The organism is Quadrisphaera granulorum, assembly GCF_003149145.1.
Lineage (GTDB): Bacteria > Actinomycetota > Actinomycetes > Actinomycetales > Quadrisphaeraceae > Quadrisphaera > Quadrisphaera granulorum.
In genome coordinates this window covers 72,189-87,270 of the sequence record NZ_QGDQ01000017.1, presented here as the reverse complement: position 1 = coordinate 87,270, position 15,082 = coordinate 72,189, and the positions used below count along the sequence as shown (strand labels likewise).

10 protein-coding genes are annotated in these 15,082 nt (G+C 71.9%); 6 read left to right on the top strand and 4 right to left on the bottom strand.

Going from position 1 to position 15,082, the window contains the following annotated elements; all coding sequences use genetic code 11:
* The first annotated feature begins 316 nt into the window (after window positions 1-316).
* The 3 genes from BXY45_RS13850 to BXY45_RS13840 all read left to right on the top strand — a co-directional run bounded on the left by BXY45_RS13850 (window position 317) and on the right by BXY45_RS13840 (window position 2,506).
* Window positions 317-1,426 carry a helix-turn-helix domain-containing protein gene (locus tag BXY45_RS13850; protein WP_170131508.1) on the top strand — a complete coding sequence of 370 codons (1,110 nt, stop codon included), beginning with the start codon at window positions 317-319 and terminating at the stop codon, window positions 1,424-1,426.
* Window positions 1,419-1,958 carry a PIN domain-containing protein gene (locus tag BXY45_RS13845; RefSeq protein ID WP_109775085.1) on the top strand — a complete coding sequence of 180 codons (540 nt, stop codon included), beginning with the start codon at window positions 1,419-1,421 and terminating at the stop codon, window positions 1,956-1,958. The genes BXY45_RS13850 and BXY45_RS13845 overlap by 8 nt, the downstream gene beginning before the upstream one ends.
* Before the next feature lie 335 nt (window positions 1,959-2,293).
* A complete protein-coding gene (locus BXY45_RS13840) occupies window positions 2,294-2,506 on the top strand; it encodes a hypothetical protein (RefSeq protein ID WP_109775084.1) in 213 nt (70 codons plus the stop codon).
* Window positions 2,507-2,534: 28 nt separating this feature from the next.
* Here BXY45_RS13840 and BXY45_RS13835 read toward each other — a convergent pair whose 3' ends face one another.
* The gene (locus BXY45_RS13835) at window positions 2,535-3,962 is read right to left on the bottom strand and encodes a sensor histidine kinase (protein ID WP_109775083.1); all 1,428 of its coding nucleotides are present in this window, start codon (window positions 3,960-3,962) and stop codon (window positions 2,535-2,537) included.
* A gap of 170 nt (window positions 3,963-4,132) precedes the next feature.
* Between BXY45_RS13835 and BXY45_RS13830 the strand changes: the two genes are divergently transcribed.
* Both BXY45_RS13830 and BXY45_RS13825 read left to right on the top strand, forming a co-directional pair.
* Complete coding sequence (locus BXY45_RS13830; RefSeq protein WP_245961821.1) at window positions 4,133-5,713, top strand: methyl-accepting chemotaxis protein; 1,581 nt, start codon at window positions 4,133-4,135, stop codon at window positions 5,711-5,713.
* 310 nt (window positions 5,714-6,023) lie between these two features.
* Window positions 6,024-7,583 (top strand): GAF domain-containing protein, encoded by a 1,560-nt coding sequence (locus tag BXY45_RS13825; protein WP_109775125.1) that lies wholly within the window; start codon window positions 6,024-6,026, stop codon window positions 7,581-7,583.
* A gap of 307 nt (window positions 7,584-7,890) precedes the next feature.
* On the opposite strand, the gene BXY45_RS13820 is transcribed toward BXY45_RS13825, so the two are convergent.
* Both BXY45_RS13820 and BXY45_RS13815 read right to left on the bottom strand, forming a co-directional pair.
* Entirely contained in the window at window positions 7,891-9,345 is a 1,455-nt protein-coding gene (locus BXY45_RS13820) for a sensor domain-containing diguanylate cyclase (protein WP_146211201.1), read from the bottom strand.
* A gap of 124 nt (window positions 9,346-9,469) precedes the next feature.
* Window positions 9,470-10,567, bottom strand: a complete 1,098-nt coding sequence (locus BXY45_RS13815) for a LacI family DNA-binding transcriptional regulator (protein WP_211319568.1) — start codon at window positions 10,565-10,567, stop codon at window positions 9,470-9,472.
* Between the two features lie 171 nt (window positions 10,568-10,738).
* On the opposite strand from BXY45_RS13815, the gene BXY45_RS13810 reads away from it, so the two are divergent.
* Entirely contained in the window at window positions 10,739-13,039 is a 2,301-nt protein-coding gene (locus BXY45_RS13810) for a PP2C family protein-serine/threonine phosphatase (RefSeq protein WP_170131507.1), read from the top strand.
* Here the strand turns inward: BXY45_RS13810 and BXY45_RS13805 are convergent.
* The gene (locus BXY45_RS13805) at window positions 12,979-15,042 is read right to left on the bottom strand and encodes a putative bifunctional diguanylate cyclase/phosphodiesterase (protein ID WP_109775079.1); all 2,064 of its coding nucleotides are present in this window, start codon (window positions 15,040-15,042) and stop codon (window positions 12,979-12,981) included. The genes BXY45_RS13810 and BXY45_RS13805 overlap by 61 nt on opposite strands.
* Window positions 15,043-15,082 lie beyond the last annotated feature (40 nt).

The window sequence follows — 15,082 nt, the reverse complement described above, 5'->3', positions numbered from 1 at the left end:
GTGGTATGCCTACTCGGGTTTACGCCCCACCACGACTTCACTCGCTTCGAGGCGCGTGCTCGAACCGACGAGCTGATGCCCTCGGCGCAGGACTACGAGGAGCTCCAGGACGACCGGAATCAGACGTGGCTGCTGCAGCGCGTCTGCCGGAGCCTCGAGGCGCTCATTGCCCAGGCGTCGGCGATGCCGGGCAACGCCTTCCGGGCATCTCTCGCCGATGTGCTCCGTTACTTGTGTGCCGCGCCTGCACGAGAGCAACCCTCGACAGGGCGAGTCGAGGTGCCGCACGAGATCTGCGCGTGCGATATTCACACACGTGAACAATGTCGAACTCGGGCTTCGGCTGACGCAGGCACGCGACGAGGCGGGTCTGACCCAGGCGCAGGTGGCCCGCACGATCGGGGTCGACAGGTCGGCCATCAGCAGGCTCGAGAAGGGCGAGCGCAACCTCAACGCCCGCGAGCTCGTGGTCATCGCCGAGGCGCTAGGACGTCCCCTGTCGTACTTCGTTTCTGAGGCCCCGCCGGCAGTGGTCAGCCGTCGTCGCGACGCAGGGGAGACCCACCCGTCCACGACGCAGCTCGACGCCGAGCTGCTCCAGTTCTCCACCGACGTGTTCTTCCTCGCCGACCTGCGTCTGCTGGTTCCTGCCACCCGGCCGGCGGGGCGGAGGACACCTCACGACCACATGGCGGCAGAGAGCCTCGCCAGCCGGATCCGTCGGCACCTGGATCTCGGGAGCTCCCCCATCACCGATCTCGGCGACACCTGCGAACGCCTCGGCCTGCTGGTCCACGTCACCTCACTCGGCGTCGACGGCGCTCCGGGCGCCTGTGTGGAGGTGGAGACACCGGCAGGCCCGTTCGGCGTCGCAGTAGTCAACGCCGATGACGACTCGGGCCGGCGCCGCATGACTCTCGCGCACGAGCTGGGCCACTGGCTCTGCGGAGATGCGTACGACGCGAGCGGCTCTCTCCACGACGAGCGCATGCTCAACTCTTTCGCCATCCACCTGCTTGCTCCGCGCGCCGGAGTGGTGGCTCTCTGGAATGAGCTCGCACCGAGGTCGCATCGGGAGCGTGCCATCGACGTGGCCGCCCGGTACATGGTCAGCTGGACGGCGGTTCTCGGTCACCTCAAGACACTGGACCTCATCGACGAGGAAGACCGACGTCAACTGGCCGATCGGCCTCCGACCAAGGGCGACTACCTCCATCGGAATATCCGCTGGCACGAGCACCTGCAGCTCGGATACCTGTCACCGTCGTTCGTCGACGCGTGCCTATCGGGTTACTCGGCTCGCCGCCTCACGGCCGCCCGGACGACCGAGCTGCTTCGCGGCACCGTGACGAGGGCTGACTTACCCGAGCAGGAGGCCCCCGAATGGTCAGACCTGCGCCCCTCCTTCACGGGCCACGGTGGCTGACCCGCTGGGCTGGGTCATCGACACCAGCGTTTACACGCACTTGTGGCGCGCCGGGCACGGTCACCTGCTCGCGAACCTGGCGCAGGCACAACGGATCCTCGTCCCCGACGAGGTGCGCGGTGAGATCGAACAGGGGCGGCAGCGATACAGCGGCATCCCTGCCGTGTCGACCGTTCCGTGGGCCCAGCAAGTGGTCCTCACCGACGCCGAAGTACTGACCGCGCTGTCCGTCAAGGCAGCGATGGGCGGTGGACCTGACGAGCACATGGGCGAGTGCGCAGTCATCGCCGTTGCATACCACCGCGGCTCGATCGCACTCATTGACGAGCGGGAAGCGATCACCCAGGCCGAGCGCCTCGGCGTCACGTGCCGCGACACCCTGTGGGTGGTCATCTCCGAGTTCAAGCGCTCCGGCGATCGCCCCGCTGCTGAGCAGGCGGTCGACGCGCTCCTCGCTACCGATATGCGCCTACCGGTAGACGACGGCAAGGGGCTCTTCGCGCGGGCCTACCGCGAGGGCCTGCTCCCCTGACGGGTGTTCGTCGGTGTGAATGACGCTCGGGTCCTGAAGGAAGGCGCCGCGGGGAGGTCGGCGCGGGGCTCAGGGAGCCGTAAGTGTTGGCCCCTTGGGTGTGAAGCGTTGGCCCCACGGGAGTAGCGGACCGATCAGGCCGAAGGGGCTCACACTCCACAGCTGCTCGACCACGACGCCCGACTCCCGGGCCCCTCGGCGCTGGCGAAGCCGACGCCCGAGCTTCGCCCCCGCCGTCGTCGTCCTACTCCTTCTTTCTGAGGTGGAGCCTGCCGAACGGGTGCTTCTGCGGCGGCGCCATAGAGAGGGATGCATTCGGCGTCGATGACCTGCCCGTGAGCCTCGACCAGACCGCGCAGCAGCGCCGCAGCCGCCGCGACACCCCGCCGGCACCGGTCACGGATGACCAGGAGTGGTTCTTCTCGCTGCACGCTCCGCAGGGGGCCACCCGCGGAGCTCACGGCGTTCACGCCGCGCAGCCAGCGCCGAGCGCACTGCGTGCGCTGCGCGACCTGCTCTGGCCGTCGGCCTGCTCGCACCACCGCTGACGGAGAGTCGCCGTCGTCGTCCCTGGTCTCAGCTGGAGATCGGGAGCACAGCGGTGAGCTGGTAGCCACCGTCATCGGTGGGGCCCCAGCTCGCGTGGCCGCGCAGCGACTCGGCGCGCTCACGCACCCCCGCGAGGCCGTTGCCCGTTGACAGGGACGGCAGGTCCGAGGCGAGCGCCGTGCCGGTGGCGGTCGCCGTCGTCGTTCCTGTGGTGGAATGAAGGTCAGACTCCGGCTCGGTGGAAGCCCCCGCTGCGGCGGGCGCGGCGGGCGCGGCGGGACCGGCAGGGGCAGGTCCGTTGACCACGGAGACCACCAGTGTCGAGGCGACCAGCTCGATCCCGGCCCGCACCACCGCCCCCGGGGCGTAGCGCACGGCGTTGGTCAGCCCCTCCTGCAGGATCCGGTACGCAGCGTGCTGCACCGGCTCGGCCACCGTGAGCGTGTCGGGCACGTTGACCACGAGCTGACCGGCGCAGCCGGCGCTCGCCCACAACGTGTCCAGGGCCCGCAGGCACGGCGACGACGCACGCGCGGCGCCCTGTGTCGTGACTCCGTGGGCCATCGCCGACGGCGGCAGCACCACGGACGTTGAGGCAGTCGAGGCGGCAGGCGCCGAGGGCGCTGCCTCCGGCCGGCGCAGCTCGGTGAGCACCTCCCGCAGCTCGCGGGTGGTCTGGCTGGCGGCGGCGCGGATGGTCTCCGCGATCTGCCGGGTCCGCTCGTCCACGCCGGGAGTCATCCGTAGGCCTGCGGCCTGCACCGCGATGAGGGTGACCTGCGAGGCGACGACGTCGTGCATCTCGCGTGCCAGGTGCGCCCGCTCGTCGGCGCGGGCCGCGTGCTCGGCCAGCGCCTGCTCCCGCGCCCGCCCCGCCACGAGCTCGCGCAACGCCGCGGCCTGCTCCCGGCGGGTCCGTACCAGCCGCCCGAGGCCCGCGGCCCCCGCGGACATCGCCACCGCGGCGGCCATGTCCGTCACGAGGCGCAGCGGTCCGTCGTCCACGAGGTAGCGGTAGTCCTGGAAGGTCATGAGCGCCGCGCTGGACACGACCGTCCACGCCACCAGGCCCACCACCACCACGTCACGCCGCTCCCGCTGACCCGCGGTGAACAGGAGCACCAGCGGAGTCAGGAGAAGCGCCGTCCACCCCAGCGCCGGCCCGGCCACCACCGCTGCGGCAACGGGCCACCGGTACCGGGCGATCACGGCCAGCACCGTGAGCGAGGCGATGATGAACGAGCTATTGACGGTCGCGTGCTCCCACGCGAGCACCTCTGCGGCGCAGACCAGGACGACGGCGACCTCGAGCGCCACGCGCGCCGGCCCGCGCCGCCACCCGTCCCAGCGGTTCGGACTGGCCCAGCGGGTCAGGCCCGCCCACCCAGCGGGACCCCGCACGGGGGTACGGACGAAGGGCACCCCATCGGTGCCCGCTGTCACGGTGTCCCCCACGCATCCGATCATCGCCTACGCAGCGTGACCACGGGGAAATCTTGAGTGGTATCCCCCGATCGTCCCTCGAAATGGCTCACACCTGGAGATCGTTATTGCTGCAGTTCAGCGTGTCAGGTGCCGATCAGACGATCACGAGCACCACAGACACCCCAGCGGAGGAGACCGCGTTGTTGCGCCACCTGAACGACCTCCGCATCGGCACCAAGCTGACGCTGCTGCAGGCGATCTCCGTCGCCATCCTCGTCGCGGTCAGCTGCTACGGAGCGGTGCAGCTGCGTCTGGCCAACCAGCGTGACGCCGCGGTGTACTCCCAGCTCGTCTCGGTCGCCGACCTCGACAACGCCTACAAGGGCCTGCTCCAGCTGCGCGTAGACGGTGCAACCGCCTCGATGACGGCCCCCTCGGAGATCGCGACCTACCGGACGGTCACCGCGGAGCACATCAAGCAACTGGAAGGGGCCTGGAAGGCTTACGAGTCGTCGGACCCGCGGGCCGGCGCCGCGGAGCGGGCCACCGCCGCCGCTGCGATCAAGACCTACCTCGACGTGCGCACCAAGGGCATGGAGGAGGCCCTCGCCGGTGACGTCGCCGGGTACAAGGAGCTCCGCGCGAAGACCATCACCCCCGCAGCGGACGCCGCGATGACGGCGCTCGACGCGCTGGTGAAGTCCGAGGGAAACGCCGCGGCCGCCATGGCCGCGCAGGGTGAGGCCGCCCACCGGACCAGCCTCATCGTGTTCTCGGTGGTCACGGCGCTGGGTGCCGCGATCTCCCTGCTGTTCAACCGCATGATCTCCCGCAGCCTCACCTCGCGCCTGGCCACGGTGGTCTCGGTGACCCGCGGCCTAGCCGAGGGACGCCTGGACCAGCGCACCGGCATCGCCAGCAAGGACGAGGTCGGCCAGGTGGCCGCCGCCACGGACGCCTCCGTCGAGCAGCTGGCCACCGTCGTGCGACAGATCAGCTCGGGCGCAGACGACCTCATGCGCAGCTCGGAGCACCTCACGGCCGTCGCCGGCCAGCTGTCGTCGGGTGCGACGGAGTCATCGCGCCAGTCCCAGCTGGTCGCCGGCACCTCGCAGGAGATCTCCCTGTCCATGTCCACCATCGCCGCCGCCGGCGGGGAGATGACCTCCGCGATCAGCGAGATCGCCTCCTCCACCGCGACCGCCTCGCAGACCGCCGCCGACGCCGTCTCCACGGCAGAGTCCGCGGGCGCCACCGTGGAACGCCTCGGCACGTCCTCGCGGGAGATCGGCGAGGTGGTCAAGCTCATCACCTCCATCGCCGAGCAGACCAACCTCCTGGCACTCAACGCGACCATCGAGGCCGCCCGGGCCGGGGAACTCGGCAAGGGCTTCGCCGTGGTGGCCGGAGAGGTCAAGGAGCTGGCCCGCCAGACCGCCCAGGCCACGGAGCAGATCGTGGCTCGGGTCCACACCGCTCAGGCAGACGCCTCCGACGCCCGCGCCGCTATCCAGGAGATCGGCGAGGTCATCGGCCGCATCGACGCCCTGCAGGCCACCGTGGCCTCGGCGGTGGAGGAGCAGTCGGCGACGACGGCGGAGATGGTCCGCTCGGTCACCGAGGTCTCCGCGGGCACCGTGGGGATCAGCGCCAACATCAGTGGGATCGCGGCGGCCGCCACACAGACCACCGCTTCGGCGGCGGCAACGACGACGACGGCGCACGACGTCTCGCGCACTGCGGCCGAGCTGCGCGACACCATCTCGCGGTTCCGCCTCTGACCCGCCCCCTCCCCCACCTCGCTCCCATGAGAGGGACAGGCTGACGGGAGCGGGACTGCAATCGGGTGATCTCCGCAACGGCGCCTACAGCCGGGGCCACACCTGCCGGTCCGGCACCATCCGCCTGACACACAGCCTGCGACCTGCGGGTTCATCACTCGACACGTCACCGATCGGAGATGAAAAGACACAGAGTGCACGGTGTCCCCCTTTCGAGCGGTAGGTCCGGCCGGCTACATGCCGGAGCGGCTGACGCCGATACCTGCTCTGTGCGGCACGCAAGGCGCCGCCGGAGCAAGGAGCACCAGTGATGAAGCGAGCAGGTCGGGACAAGGCCCCGACCGCCGCGGCCACGGCAGCCGCCGAGGCCGAGGCAGACGTCCGCGCCGTCGTCGCCGTCGTCAAGGCGGTCGCCGCCGCGACCACCGTGCAGCAAGCCGTCAGTGTTGCCCTGGAAGCCGTACGTTCCCAGTTCGGCTGGGTGTACGGCTCCTACTGGACCGTCGAGGGCAAGGGATCGGGCGCAGAGCTGCGCTTCACCCAGGAGTCCGGCGCCACCAGCGAGGAGTTCCGCGCGGTCACCCGCTCCGCTTCCTTCTGCGAGGGCATCGGCCTGTCCGGACGCGCCTGGAAGGCCCGTGACCTCGTCTTCGTCCGCGACATCGCCGAGCTCACCGACTGCGTGCGCGCTCCCGTCGCGCAGCGCTCCGGCGTCCGCAGCGGTGTGTGCTTCCCCATCACCGCGGGCGGCGCCGTCGTCGGCACGATGGACTTCTTCGCCGATCACACCCTCGACCCCAGCCCCGGCCGCCTGGACGTGCTGCGCTCCATCGGCGTGCTGGTCTCCCAGGCCATCGAGCGCGCCACCGAGGCCGAGCGTCAAGCCAAGGCCGCCCAGGACGTCGAGGCCGTCAACGCCGTGCTGCGCGAGCTGTCCAAGGCCAACGACCCCACCAAAGCCGTCCGCTTCGCCCTGGACACCATCTGCTCCGGCTTCGGCTGGAACTACGGCTCCTACTGGAGCGTGGACCCCACCGGCAAGGCGCTGCACTTCGACCAGGAGGTCGGCCAGGTCGGCGACGAGTTCCGCCGCGTGACCACCACGGCCAGCTTCGCCAAGGGCGTCGGCGTGGCCGGCCGCACCTGGGCCGCCCGTGACTTCCTCTTCGTCGAAGACCTGGCGGAGGTCACCGACTGCGTCCGCGCCCCCGCGGCGCGCAACGCCGGCGTCAAGAGCGGTGTCTGCCTGCCGATCATCGTCAACGGCGAGGTCGTCGGAACGATGGACTTCTTCGCCACCCGCACCCTGGTCATGTCCGAGAGCCGAGAGAGCGCCCTGCGCAACACCGGCTTCCTGCTCGGCCAGGCCCTGGACCGCATCGCCACCCGCGAGAAGCTCAACGTGGCCGGGCGCGAGCTGGTCATCTCCATCGAAGAGGTGGAGAAGAACGTCGTCGCGGCCGGCATGGTTGCCGAGCGCGGTCGCGCCCTGACCGTGGAGGCCAACGACGACGTCGCCGGCCTCGGCGAGTCCAGCGCGCAGATCTCCAAGGTGGTCTCGACCATCCAGGCGATCGCCGCGCAGACCAACCTGCTCGCCCTGAACGCCACCATCGAGGCGGCACGAGCCGGAGATGCGGGCAAGGGCTTCGCCGTCGTCGCCGGGGAGGTCAAGGAGCTGGCCAACGGCACCGCCAAGGCCACCACCGAGGTGGACGAGCGCGTCAGGCTCATCCAGACCCAGGTGCAGGACGTCATCGCGCGCCTGACCCAGATCACCACCGTGGTGGATGAGATCAACGAGACGCAGAACATCATCGCGGGGGTGCTCACCGAGCAGGTTGCCGTGACCCGGGCGATCCTCGACTGAGGCTCCCCGAAGGACCCGACGACGACGCCCGGCCGGATCCCCCAGCAGGGGGGCTCGGCCGGGCGTTCGTGCGTGTCGACCTCAGAGCCTCGTGCGGTAGGCCCTGAACCAGTCCGTGATCATGGACTTCCGGAACACCTCAGGGCGGGGAGCTCGCTGATCTTGGCGATCCGTCGCCATGCGAGGGCTCACAAGCCGACCAATCGCCAAGATCAGCACAGTTTGTGACGCCAGAGCGTTCCGGAAGTCCATGATCACGAATGGTCGAGGGTGATCTCACCACGTACTCAGGAGGTGAGCGGCAGGCTCACGCGCCCCCGGCGCGCTCCTGGCGACGGGCACGCTTGCTGGCGTACATCTCGGCGTCAGCGCAGCTGAGGAGCCTCTCGGCGCAGCCGCCGTCGTCGTCGGGAGAGCTGAGGACGGCACCCACGCTGACTCCGACGCGGTGGAGCGCGCCGTCGGCCTCGATGGGGGCGGACACGCTCTCGGCAAGGCGACTCGCGATGGTGCGGGCCTCGTCGAGGTCGGCGATGCCGGGGCACACGAGCACGAACTCGTCGCCACCGAGACGCGCCACCACGTCACCGGGACGGAGCCCCGCCCGGAGCCGCCCGGCCACCGCGCGCAGCACGGCGTCACCGGCGGCGTGGCCATAGCTGTCGTTGACGGCCTTGAAGCCGTCGAGGTCGCAGTAGAGCACCGCCACCCGGCGGCCTTCCGCGGCGGTCAGTGCGGCGGTCGGTGCGTCGGTCAGCGCCGCCGTGAGGCACTGGACCAGCAGGGCCCGGTTGGGCAGGCCTGTCAGGACGTCGTGGGTGGCGGACCGGCGCAGTTGCTCCTCCAGTGCGCGCCGCTCCGTGATGTCGCTGACCGCGAGCACGGCGCCGAGCAGACGCCCGTCCGCGTCGCGCACCTGCGCGCCCGAGCTCGAGACGGTGCGCCGCGGAGCGAGCGGCGGTGCCAGCACCCACTCGCTGCTGTGCACCGCGCCGTTCCTCAGGACCTGCTCCATCGGTAGCCGCTCCGGAGCCAGGGGCGTCACGCCGTCGAGCTCGAAGAGCGAGTAGGCCGCCGCCCGCTCCTGCTGCGCGAGAGGCACCTCGGTGGCGAACTGGCCGCCGTACCACGACAGGAGGGTGTCGTTGACGAGCGTGAGGCGGCCCTCGGCGTCCGCCGCGAGCACCCCCAGGGGCAGCGCCTGCAGCAGAGCCCTGTCGAAGGCGCGGGCACGGGCGAGCTCGTCGTGGTCGGCGCGCGCCTGACGGTTCTGGCGGCGGCGCTGCAGCAGCGACGAGGTCACCGCGGCGAGGTCAGCCAGCCGGTCGACCTGGCCTTCGGTGAGGGCGGGGCCGTCGTCCTCGTCGAGCACGCACAGCGTTCCCACGGTGAGACCGTCGACCTGCAGCGGCGCCATGGCGTAGCGGCGGACACGGCCGAGACGGCCGTCCACCCAGGGCAGGTCAGCGAAGCGGGGATCACGGGAGCAGTCGCTGGAGACCACCGGACCGCCGACGAGGCTCGCGCGGTGGCACAGGGTCTCCTCGCGCACCAGCGGCACGGCCTCACCACCGGCGCTGGCCAGGCTGCACACCTGCTCGGGCAGCAGCACGTTGATCCGTGCCAGGGTGTGGCCGGTCAGAGCGACGGCGGTGCGGGTGACGGCGAGGAGGTCGGCGTCCTGGTCGGCCTCCAGGAGGTCGCAGTCCCGGATCACCTGGTGCTGCCGAGCGCGCAGATCGTCGGGTTCGGAGGTGTCCACCCTCACCCTCCCGTCGACACGGCGGCGCACCGCGGCGCCACCTCTTCTCCAGGGGATCGGCTCGACCATGCTCAACCTTGATCTGCGAGTGACACCCGAGAGGGAGACGGCTCTCGCGCGTGGGCTACCGACCGGAGCGCGGAGGGGCGGTGCTGCTGCGCACCACGAGGTCCGGCTGCAGCTGCACCGACCACCCCGGCTGACCCGTCGTGAGCTGCTCGGCCTGTCCTGCTTGCCCGGCCTGGTCGTGAGCGTGGCCCGCGGCATGCTCACGGTCGATGAGGCGCAGCACCACCTGCAGCGCGGTGCGTCCCAGCTCGGAGAACTCCTGGCGCACGGTGGTCAGCGGCGGCAGGAAGTAGGCGCTCTCGGGGACGTCGTCGAAGCCGACCACGCTGACGTCGTCGGGAACCGACCGGCCCCGCTCCACCAGCGCCCGCACGAGCCCCAGCGCCTGGGCGTCGTTGGCTGCGAAGACCGCGGTGGCCTCGGGGATGCGGCCCAGCAGCTGACCGGCGCTGTAACCGGAGTCCGCCGACCACGAGCCGTCGATGAGCGGGGGCACCTCCCGGCCGGCCGCCTCCAGGGCCTCGTGCCAACCGGCCACGCGCTGGTCCGCCTCGTACCAGCCCCGCGGCCCGCGGACGTGCCACACGGTGGCGTGGCCGAGGTCGAGCAGGTGCTGGGTGGCCAGCCGGGCTCCGGCCCGATGGTCGACGGACACCTCGGCGGGCCCCTGGCCACCGCTGCTCACCGCGAGCACCGGCACCGGAAGCTGGGCCCCGGCGAGCACCCCGTAGGCCTCCCGCACGGGCGCGACCACCACGATGCCCGCGGCGAACTGCTCGACCAGGCGCTGCAGGCTGAGCTCGAGGGAGGCGACGTCGTAGTCGACGACGTGCTCCACGGCCAGGTGCACCCCCGCCTCCACGGCGGCCAGCCCGAGCGCCGCGGTGACCGAGGCCGGTCCGTACAGGGCTGAGCTGGAGGTGAGAACGCCCACCACGCCGCCGCGGCCGGTGGCCAGTGCCCGCGCGGCGGGGTTGCGGCGGTAGCCCAGCTCGGTGATGGCGTCTTGAACTCTCTGACGAGTGCCGGGCGCCACCTTGGGCGCGGCGTTGAGCACCCGCGAGACCGTCTGGATGGAGACGCCGGCGCGCGCCGCGACGTCGGTGATGGACGGGGTACGCCCTGCGTGCCTCACATCGATGTGACCGCTCACACGGTGGAGTGTGGCTGGTCGGAGCCACGTCGGGCCAGCAAGTCGCTCCTCGTGTCCTGCTCGTGGTCGGCTGGAGGTCGGCTCGACCTCGGCTCGACCTCGGCCTCCATCGGCCCAGCAGTCGGACGTCGCCGCGGGGCCGGGTGCCCGGCTGTCACCCATACTGACGCCGTGGACACCAGCTCGAGCCAGGTGCCGGACGTCGCCGTCACCCACGAGCTGGTCCGCGCACGCCTCGAAGTGGCCACGGAGGCGGCGCAGCTGGGCCTGTGGGACTGGGACCTCACCACCGACGCCCTGCAGTGGGACGCCCGCAGCCGCACCCTGTACGGCCAGGACGACATGCCGCTCACCGGACTGGTCAGCGACTTCGCCCGGACCGTCCACCCTGACGACCAGGCGCCCATCGCCGAGCTGCTGCAGCGCGCCATCGCCGAGCGCGGCACCCTGGAGGCGGAGTTCCGCACGGTCCACCCCGACGGCTCCGAGCGCATCCTCTACGCCCGCGGTCAGGTGCTCGTCGATGCGAGCGGCGCCGCGGTCCGCATGGTCGGCACCAACTCCGACGTCACCGAGCTGCGCCGTGCCCAGCGGCAGACAGCTCAGGACGCCGAGCGCCTGGGCCGCCTCGTCGAGGTGGCCCGCGCCCTCGGAGACGCCGAGACCGAGCAGGCGGTGCTCGAGGTGGTCAACGGCGCCGCCTCGGAGGTGTTCGGGGCGTCATCGGCCGCGCTGGTGCTGCATACGGGCGAGCCCGGCCCCCGGGCGCTGCGCACCCTGACCTCGGCCTACGACGAGGCGTTCGGCGCCAGCGTGGCCTTCCTCCCGGCCGACGTCCCGCTGCCCGCCGTCCACACCGCCACCACCGGCACCAGCTGGTTCGTCACCTCGCGGGCGGAGGCGCCGGCCGCCTTCGCGGCCGGCGCGCCGATCTGGGCGGCCTCCGGCACGGACGCCGTCGGCTGCGTTCCGCTGTTCTCCGACGACGGCGTCGCCGGGGCGCTCTCCATCGGGTTCCCCGGGCCGCGCCCGTGGCGTGAACCCGACCGGGCGCTCCTCACCACCTTCGGGTCCCTCACGGCGCAGGCGCTGCGGCGGATCTGGGCGCGCACCGCCGAGCTGCGGGCGCTGCACAGCGCACGCCAGACCGCCGCGCAGCAGACGGCGCTGGTGGCGCTGGCGCAGTCGCTGGAACTCGCCGAGAGCGAGGAGGGCGTGCTCGCCGTCATCGCCGGAGGCGGGGTGGGGCTGCTCGGGGCGTGCGGCGCCGTCCTGTGCCTGCACTCGGAGGTGCTCGAAGACGGCGGCCTGCGGGCGCTCACCGCACGGTTCAGCGACGGCGCGGTCCGCGCGGACGTCTCCGAGCTGCCCGCCGGCGTGCCCCTGCCGATGGTCGACGCTGCCGCCACGGGCCGCGCGCACTTCCTGCCCGACCGCGCCGCCGCCCTGGCGCTGTTCCCGGGCCGCGAGCAGGAGGTGGCCGAGCTCCTGGAGGCCGCCGGCACGCACGCCTGCGCGGCGCTGGCACTCACGGACGCGGGCGTCGTCGTCGGGTCCCTCGCCCTCTTCCTGGACCGAGACCACACCTGGACCTCCGACGAGCAGGCGCTCGTGCGGGCGTTCACCGCGCTGGCCGCCACGGCGCTCTCGCGCATCCACGCGCAGGAGGCCGAGCGGGCCGCCAACGCCGCGGTGCGGCGCTTCTCCGAGACGCTGCAGCGCAGCCTGCTCACCCGCCCGCCCGAGCCCGACCACCTGCACCTGGCGGTGCGCTACCTGCCCGCCGCCGCCGAGGCGCAGGTCGGCGGTGACTGGTACGACGCGTTCATGGTGGGTGACGGCGCCACGAGCATCGTCGTCGGAGACGTCACCGGCCATGACCGCGAGGCCGCCGCCGCGATGGGGCAGATGCGCAACCTCCTGCGTGGCATCGCGCACGTCAGCGGCGCGGAACCCGCCCAGGTGCTGTCCAGCCTCGACGCGGCCGTGCGCGATCTCGACGTCGGCGCCATGGCCACGGTGCTGCTGGTCAAGGTGGTGCAGACCCCGGAGATGAAGCGCCGCGGGGAGCGTCTGCTGCGCTGGTCCAACGCCGGCCACCCGCCGCCGCTCCTGGTCGGCCCGGACGGACGCGCCCGCTACCTCGAGAGCGAGCCCGAGCTGCTCATCGGCCTGGCCCCCGACGTGCCGCGCACGGCGCACGAGGTACCGCTGGAACCCGGCTCCACGCTGCTGCTGTTCAGCGATGGTCTGGTCGAGCGCCGCGGAGCGCCGCTCGACGAGGGGCTGGCGTGGCTCGCGCACACCGTCGAAGGGCTCCACGAGGCCACGGTGGAAGAGATCTGCGACGAGCTGCTGCGGCAGGTCGGGGCACAGGTCGAGGACGACGTCGCCATCGTGGCTCTGCGTGCCTACCCCGAAGACGCGCCCAGGCCCCCCGAGGCCGGACCGGAGATCTCGCCGGTGAGCTGACCGCCGGGCTGCCACCGGCGGCTCGTGCGCGCCGTCGCCAGGAGCTCCGGAGCGAGCTGGTCGGCGGGAGCCGGCTTGCCGAACAGGTACCCCTGCGCCGTGTCGCAGCCGAGCTGGCGCAGCACCCGCACCTCCTCGGGATGCTCCACTCCCTCGGCCACGACGTGCATGCCGAGGGCGTGCGCGAGGTGGACGATTGAGGCGACGAGCACCTCGTCACCCCCGCCGTCCACGCCGCCGAGGCCCGACACGTACGACCTGTCCAGCTTCACCTCGTCCACCGGCAGTCGCCGCAGGTAGGAGAGCGAGGAGTAGCCGGTGCCGAAGTCGTCGACGGCGGTCGCGACACCCATGTCACGCAGCTCGGTGACGACGGCGGCGGCCCGCTCCGGGTCGGCCATGAGGGCGTCTTCGGTGATCTCCAACCGGAGCAGGTGGGGGGCCAGACCGCGCGAGTGCAGCGCCTGCGCCACCTGCGCCACGAAGCTCGGCTCCACGAGGCACCGGGGGAAGGCGTTGACCGCCACCGGCACCTCGTGCCCGCTGAGGAACCACTGCTGCGCCTGGTCGAGCGCGATCTCGATCATCAGGGCGGTGAAGGGGTGGGCGAGGTCGCTGTCGTGCAGCAGGGGGATGAACGACGACGGCGGCAGGAAGCCCCGCGTCGGGTGCTGCCAGCGCACCAGCGCCTCGACCCCCACCAGCCGCACGGACGTCTGGTCGTCCGTCTGCTCGTCGTGCGCGTCGAGGCTGACCTGCGGCTGGTAGTGCACCAGCAGCTCCTCGCGCCGCGCGATGGCGGTGCGCAGTTCACGAGCCAGCTCCAGCTGGGCGGTGCTGTGGTGGTCGGTGGCGACGTCGTAGACGAGCGCTCCCCCGCCAGACCGTTTGGCGGTGTACATGGCGATGTCGGCAAGGCGCAGGAGCTCGGTGCATGCGGCACGCACGGCCGTTGCGTTCTGGAAGGTTCCCGCGCGGTGCACGGCAACCCCCGCCGACAGGTCGACGTCGACGGCGACCCCTGCGACCACCACGCCCTCGCGCACCCGATCACGCAGATGTTCGGCGACGGCGCACGCGCCGGGGCCGTCGGCGCCGGGCAGCACGATGGCGAACTCGTCACCGCCGAGGCGAGCGAGCACGCCCTGCTCGCCGACAGCCCCGTGAAGGAGTCGCGCGACGCGGCGCAGGAGCTCGTCGCCGGCCTCATGGCCCAGGGTGTCGTTGACGTCCTTGAACCGGTTGAGGTCGACCACCACGACGGCGAGGTCCTGCGGGGCACCTGACAGCGCACTCTCGAGCGTCTGCGCCAGGCCGGTGCGGTTGGGCAGACCGGTGAGCTCGTCGTGGCGGGCGCGGTGGCTCAGCTCGGCGACGACGGCGTTCGCGTGGCGCCGCGCGGCACGAGCACCGGTCCAGGCCATCAGTGACCCGGCGCACCCGACGGCGAAGAGCACGCCGTGCAACGCGGCCATCGACCAGGCGCCGTCAGGGCCGTGCATGTGGCCGAACACCAGGTGGGGCCACAGCATGCCGACAACTCCGTGCTCGACGACCACGATGACGACAGCCACGAGAAACGGCAGCACCGTCTCGTACAGCGCTACCACCGGCAGGAGGATGAAGAACGCGAAGTGCGCCTCCGTGACTCCGCCGGCGAGGGCCACCGCGAGGCTCGCGCCCCCCATGCACCCGACCGAGCACGCCACGGCTCGGACCGCTCGCATGGCGGGGGCTGGCAGGCGTGGCCACGGGTACAGAGCCGTAAGCACCATGAGGGCCAGGGCTGCGACCGCCAGGATGATGGACAACGGCGACAGCATTCCCGGCACGGGCATCCCCAGGGCGGGCCACAGGCCCAGTGCCAGCACGAACACCGCCAGGAACGTGGTCACCCACCGGTGCCGGTGTTCCCAGACAGCGTCGGGCAGGGCAGGGGCGTGCCGCCCGGGGCCCCGGGCGGCACGGCCGCGCACCGACGTCATGATCGGTCCATCGGCCACGCCAACCGCACCTTGAGGCTCCGTCACGCCGGGCGGCGGA

What these genes read in the sequence shown, in the direction of transcription:
- BXY45_RS13825 (WP_109775125.1), top strand. Translation starts at nt 6,024, where the DNA reads ATGAAGCGAGCAGGTCGGGACAAGGCCCCGACCGCCGCGGCCACGGCA.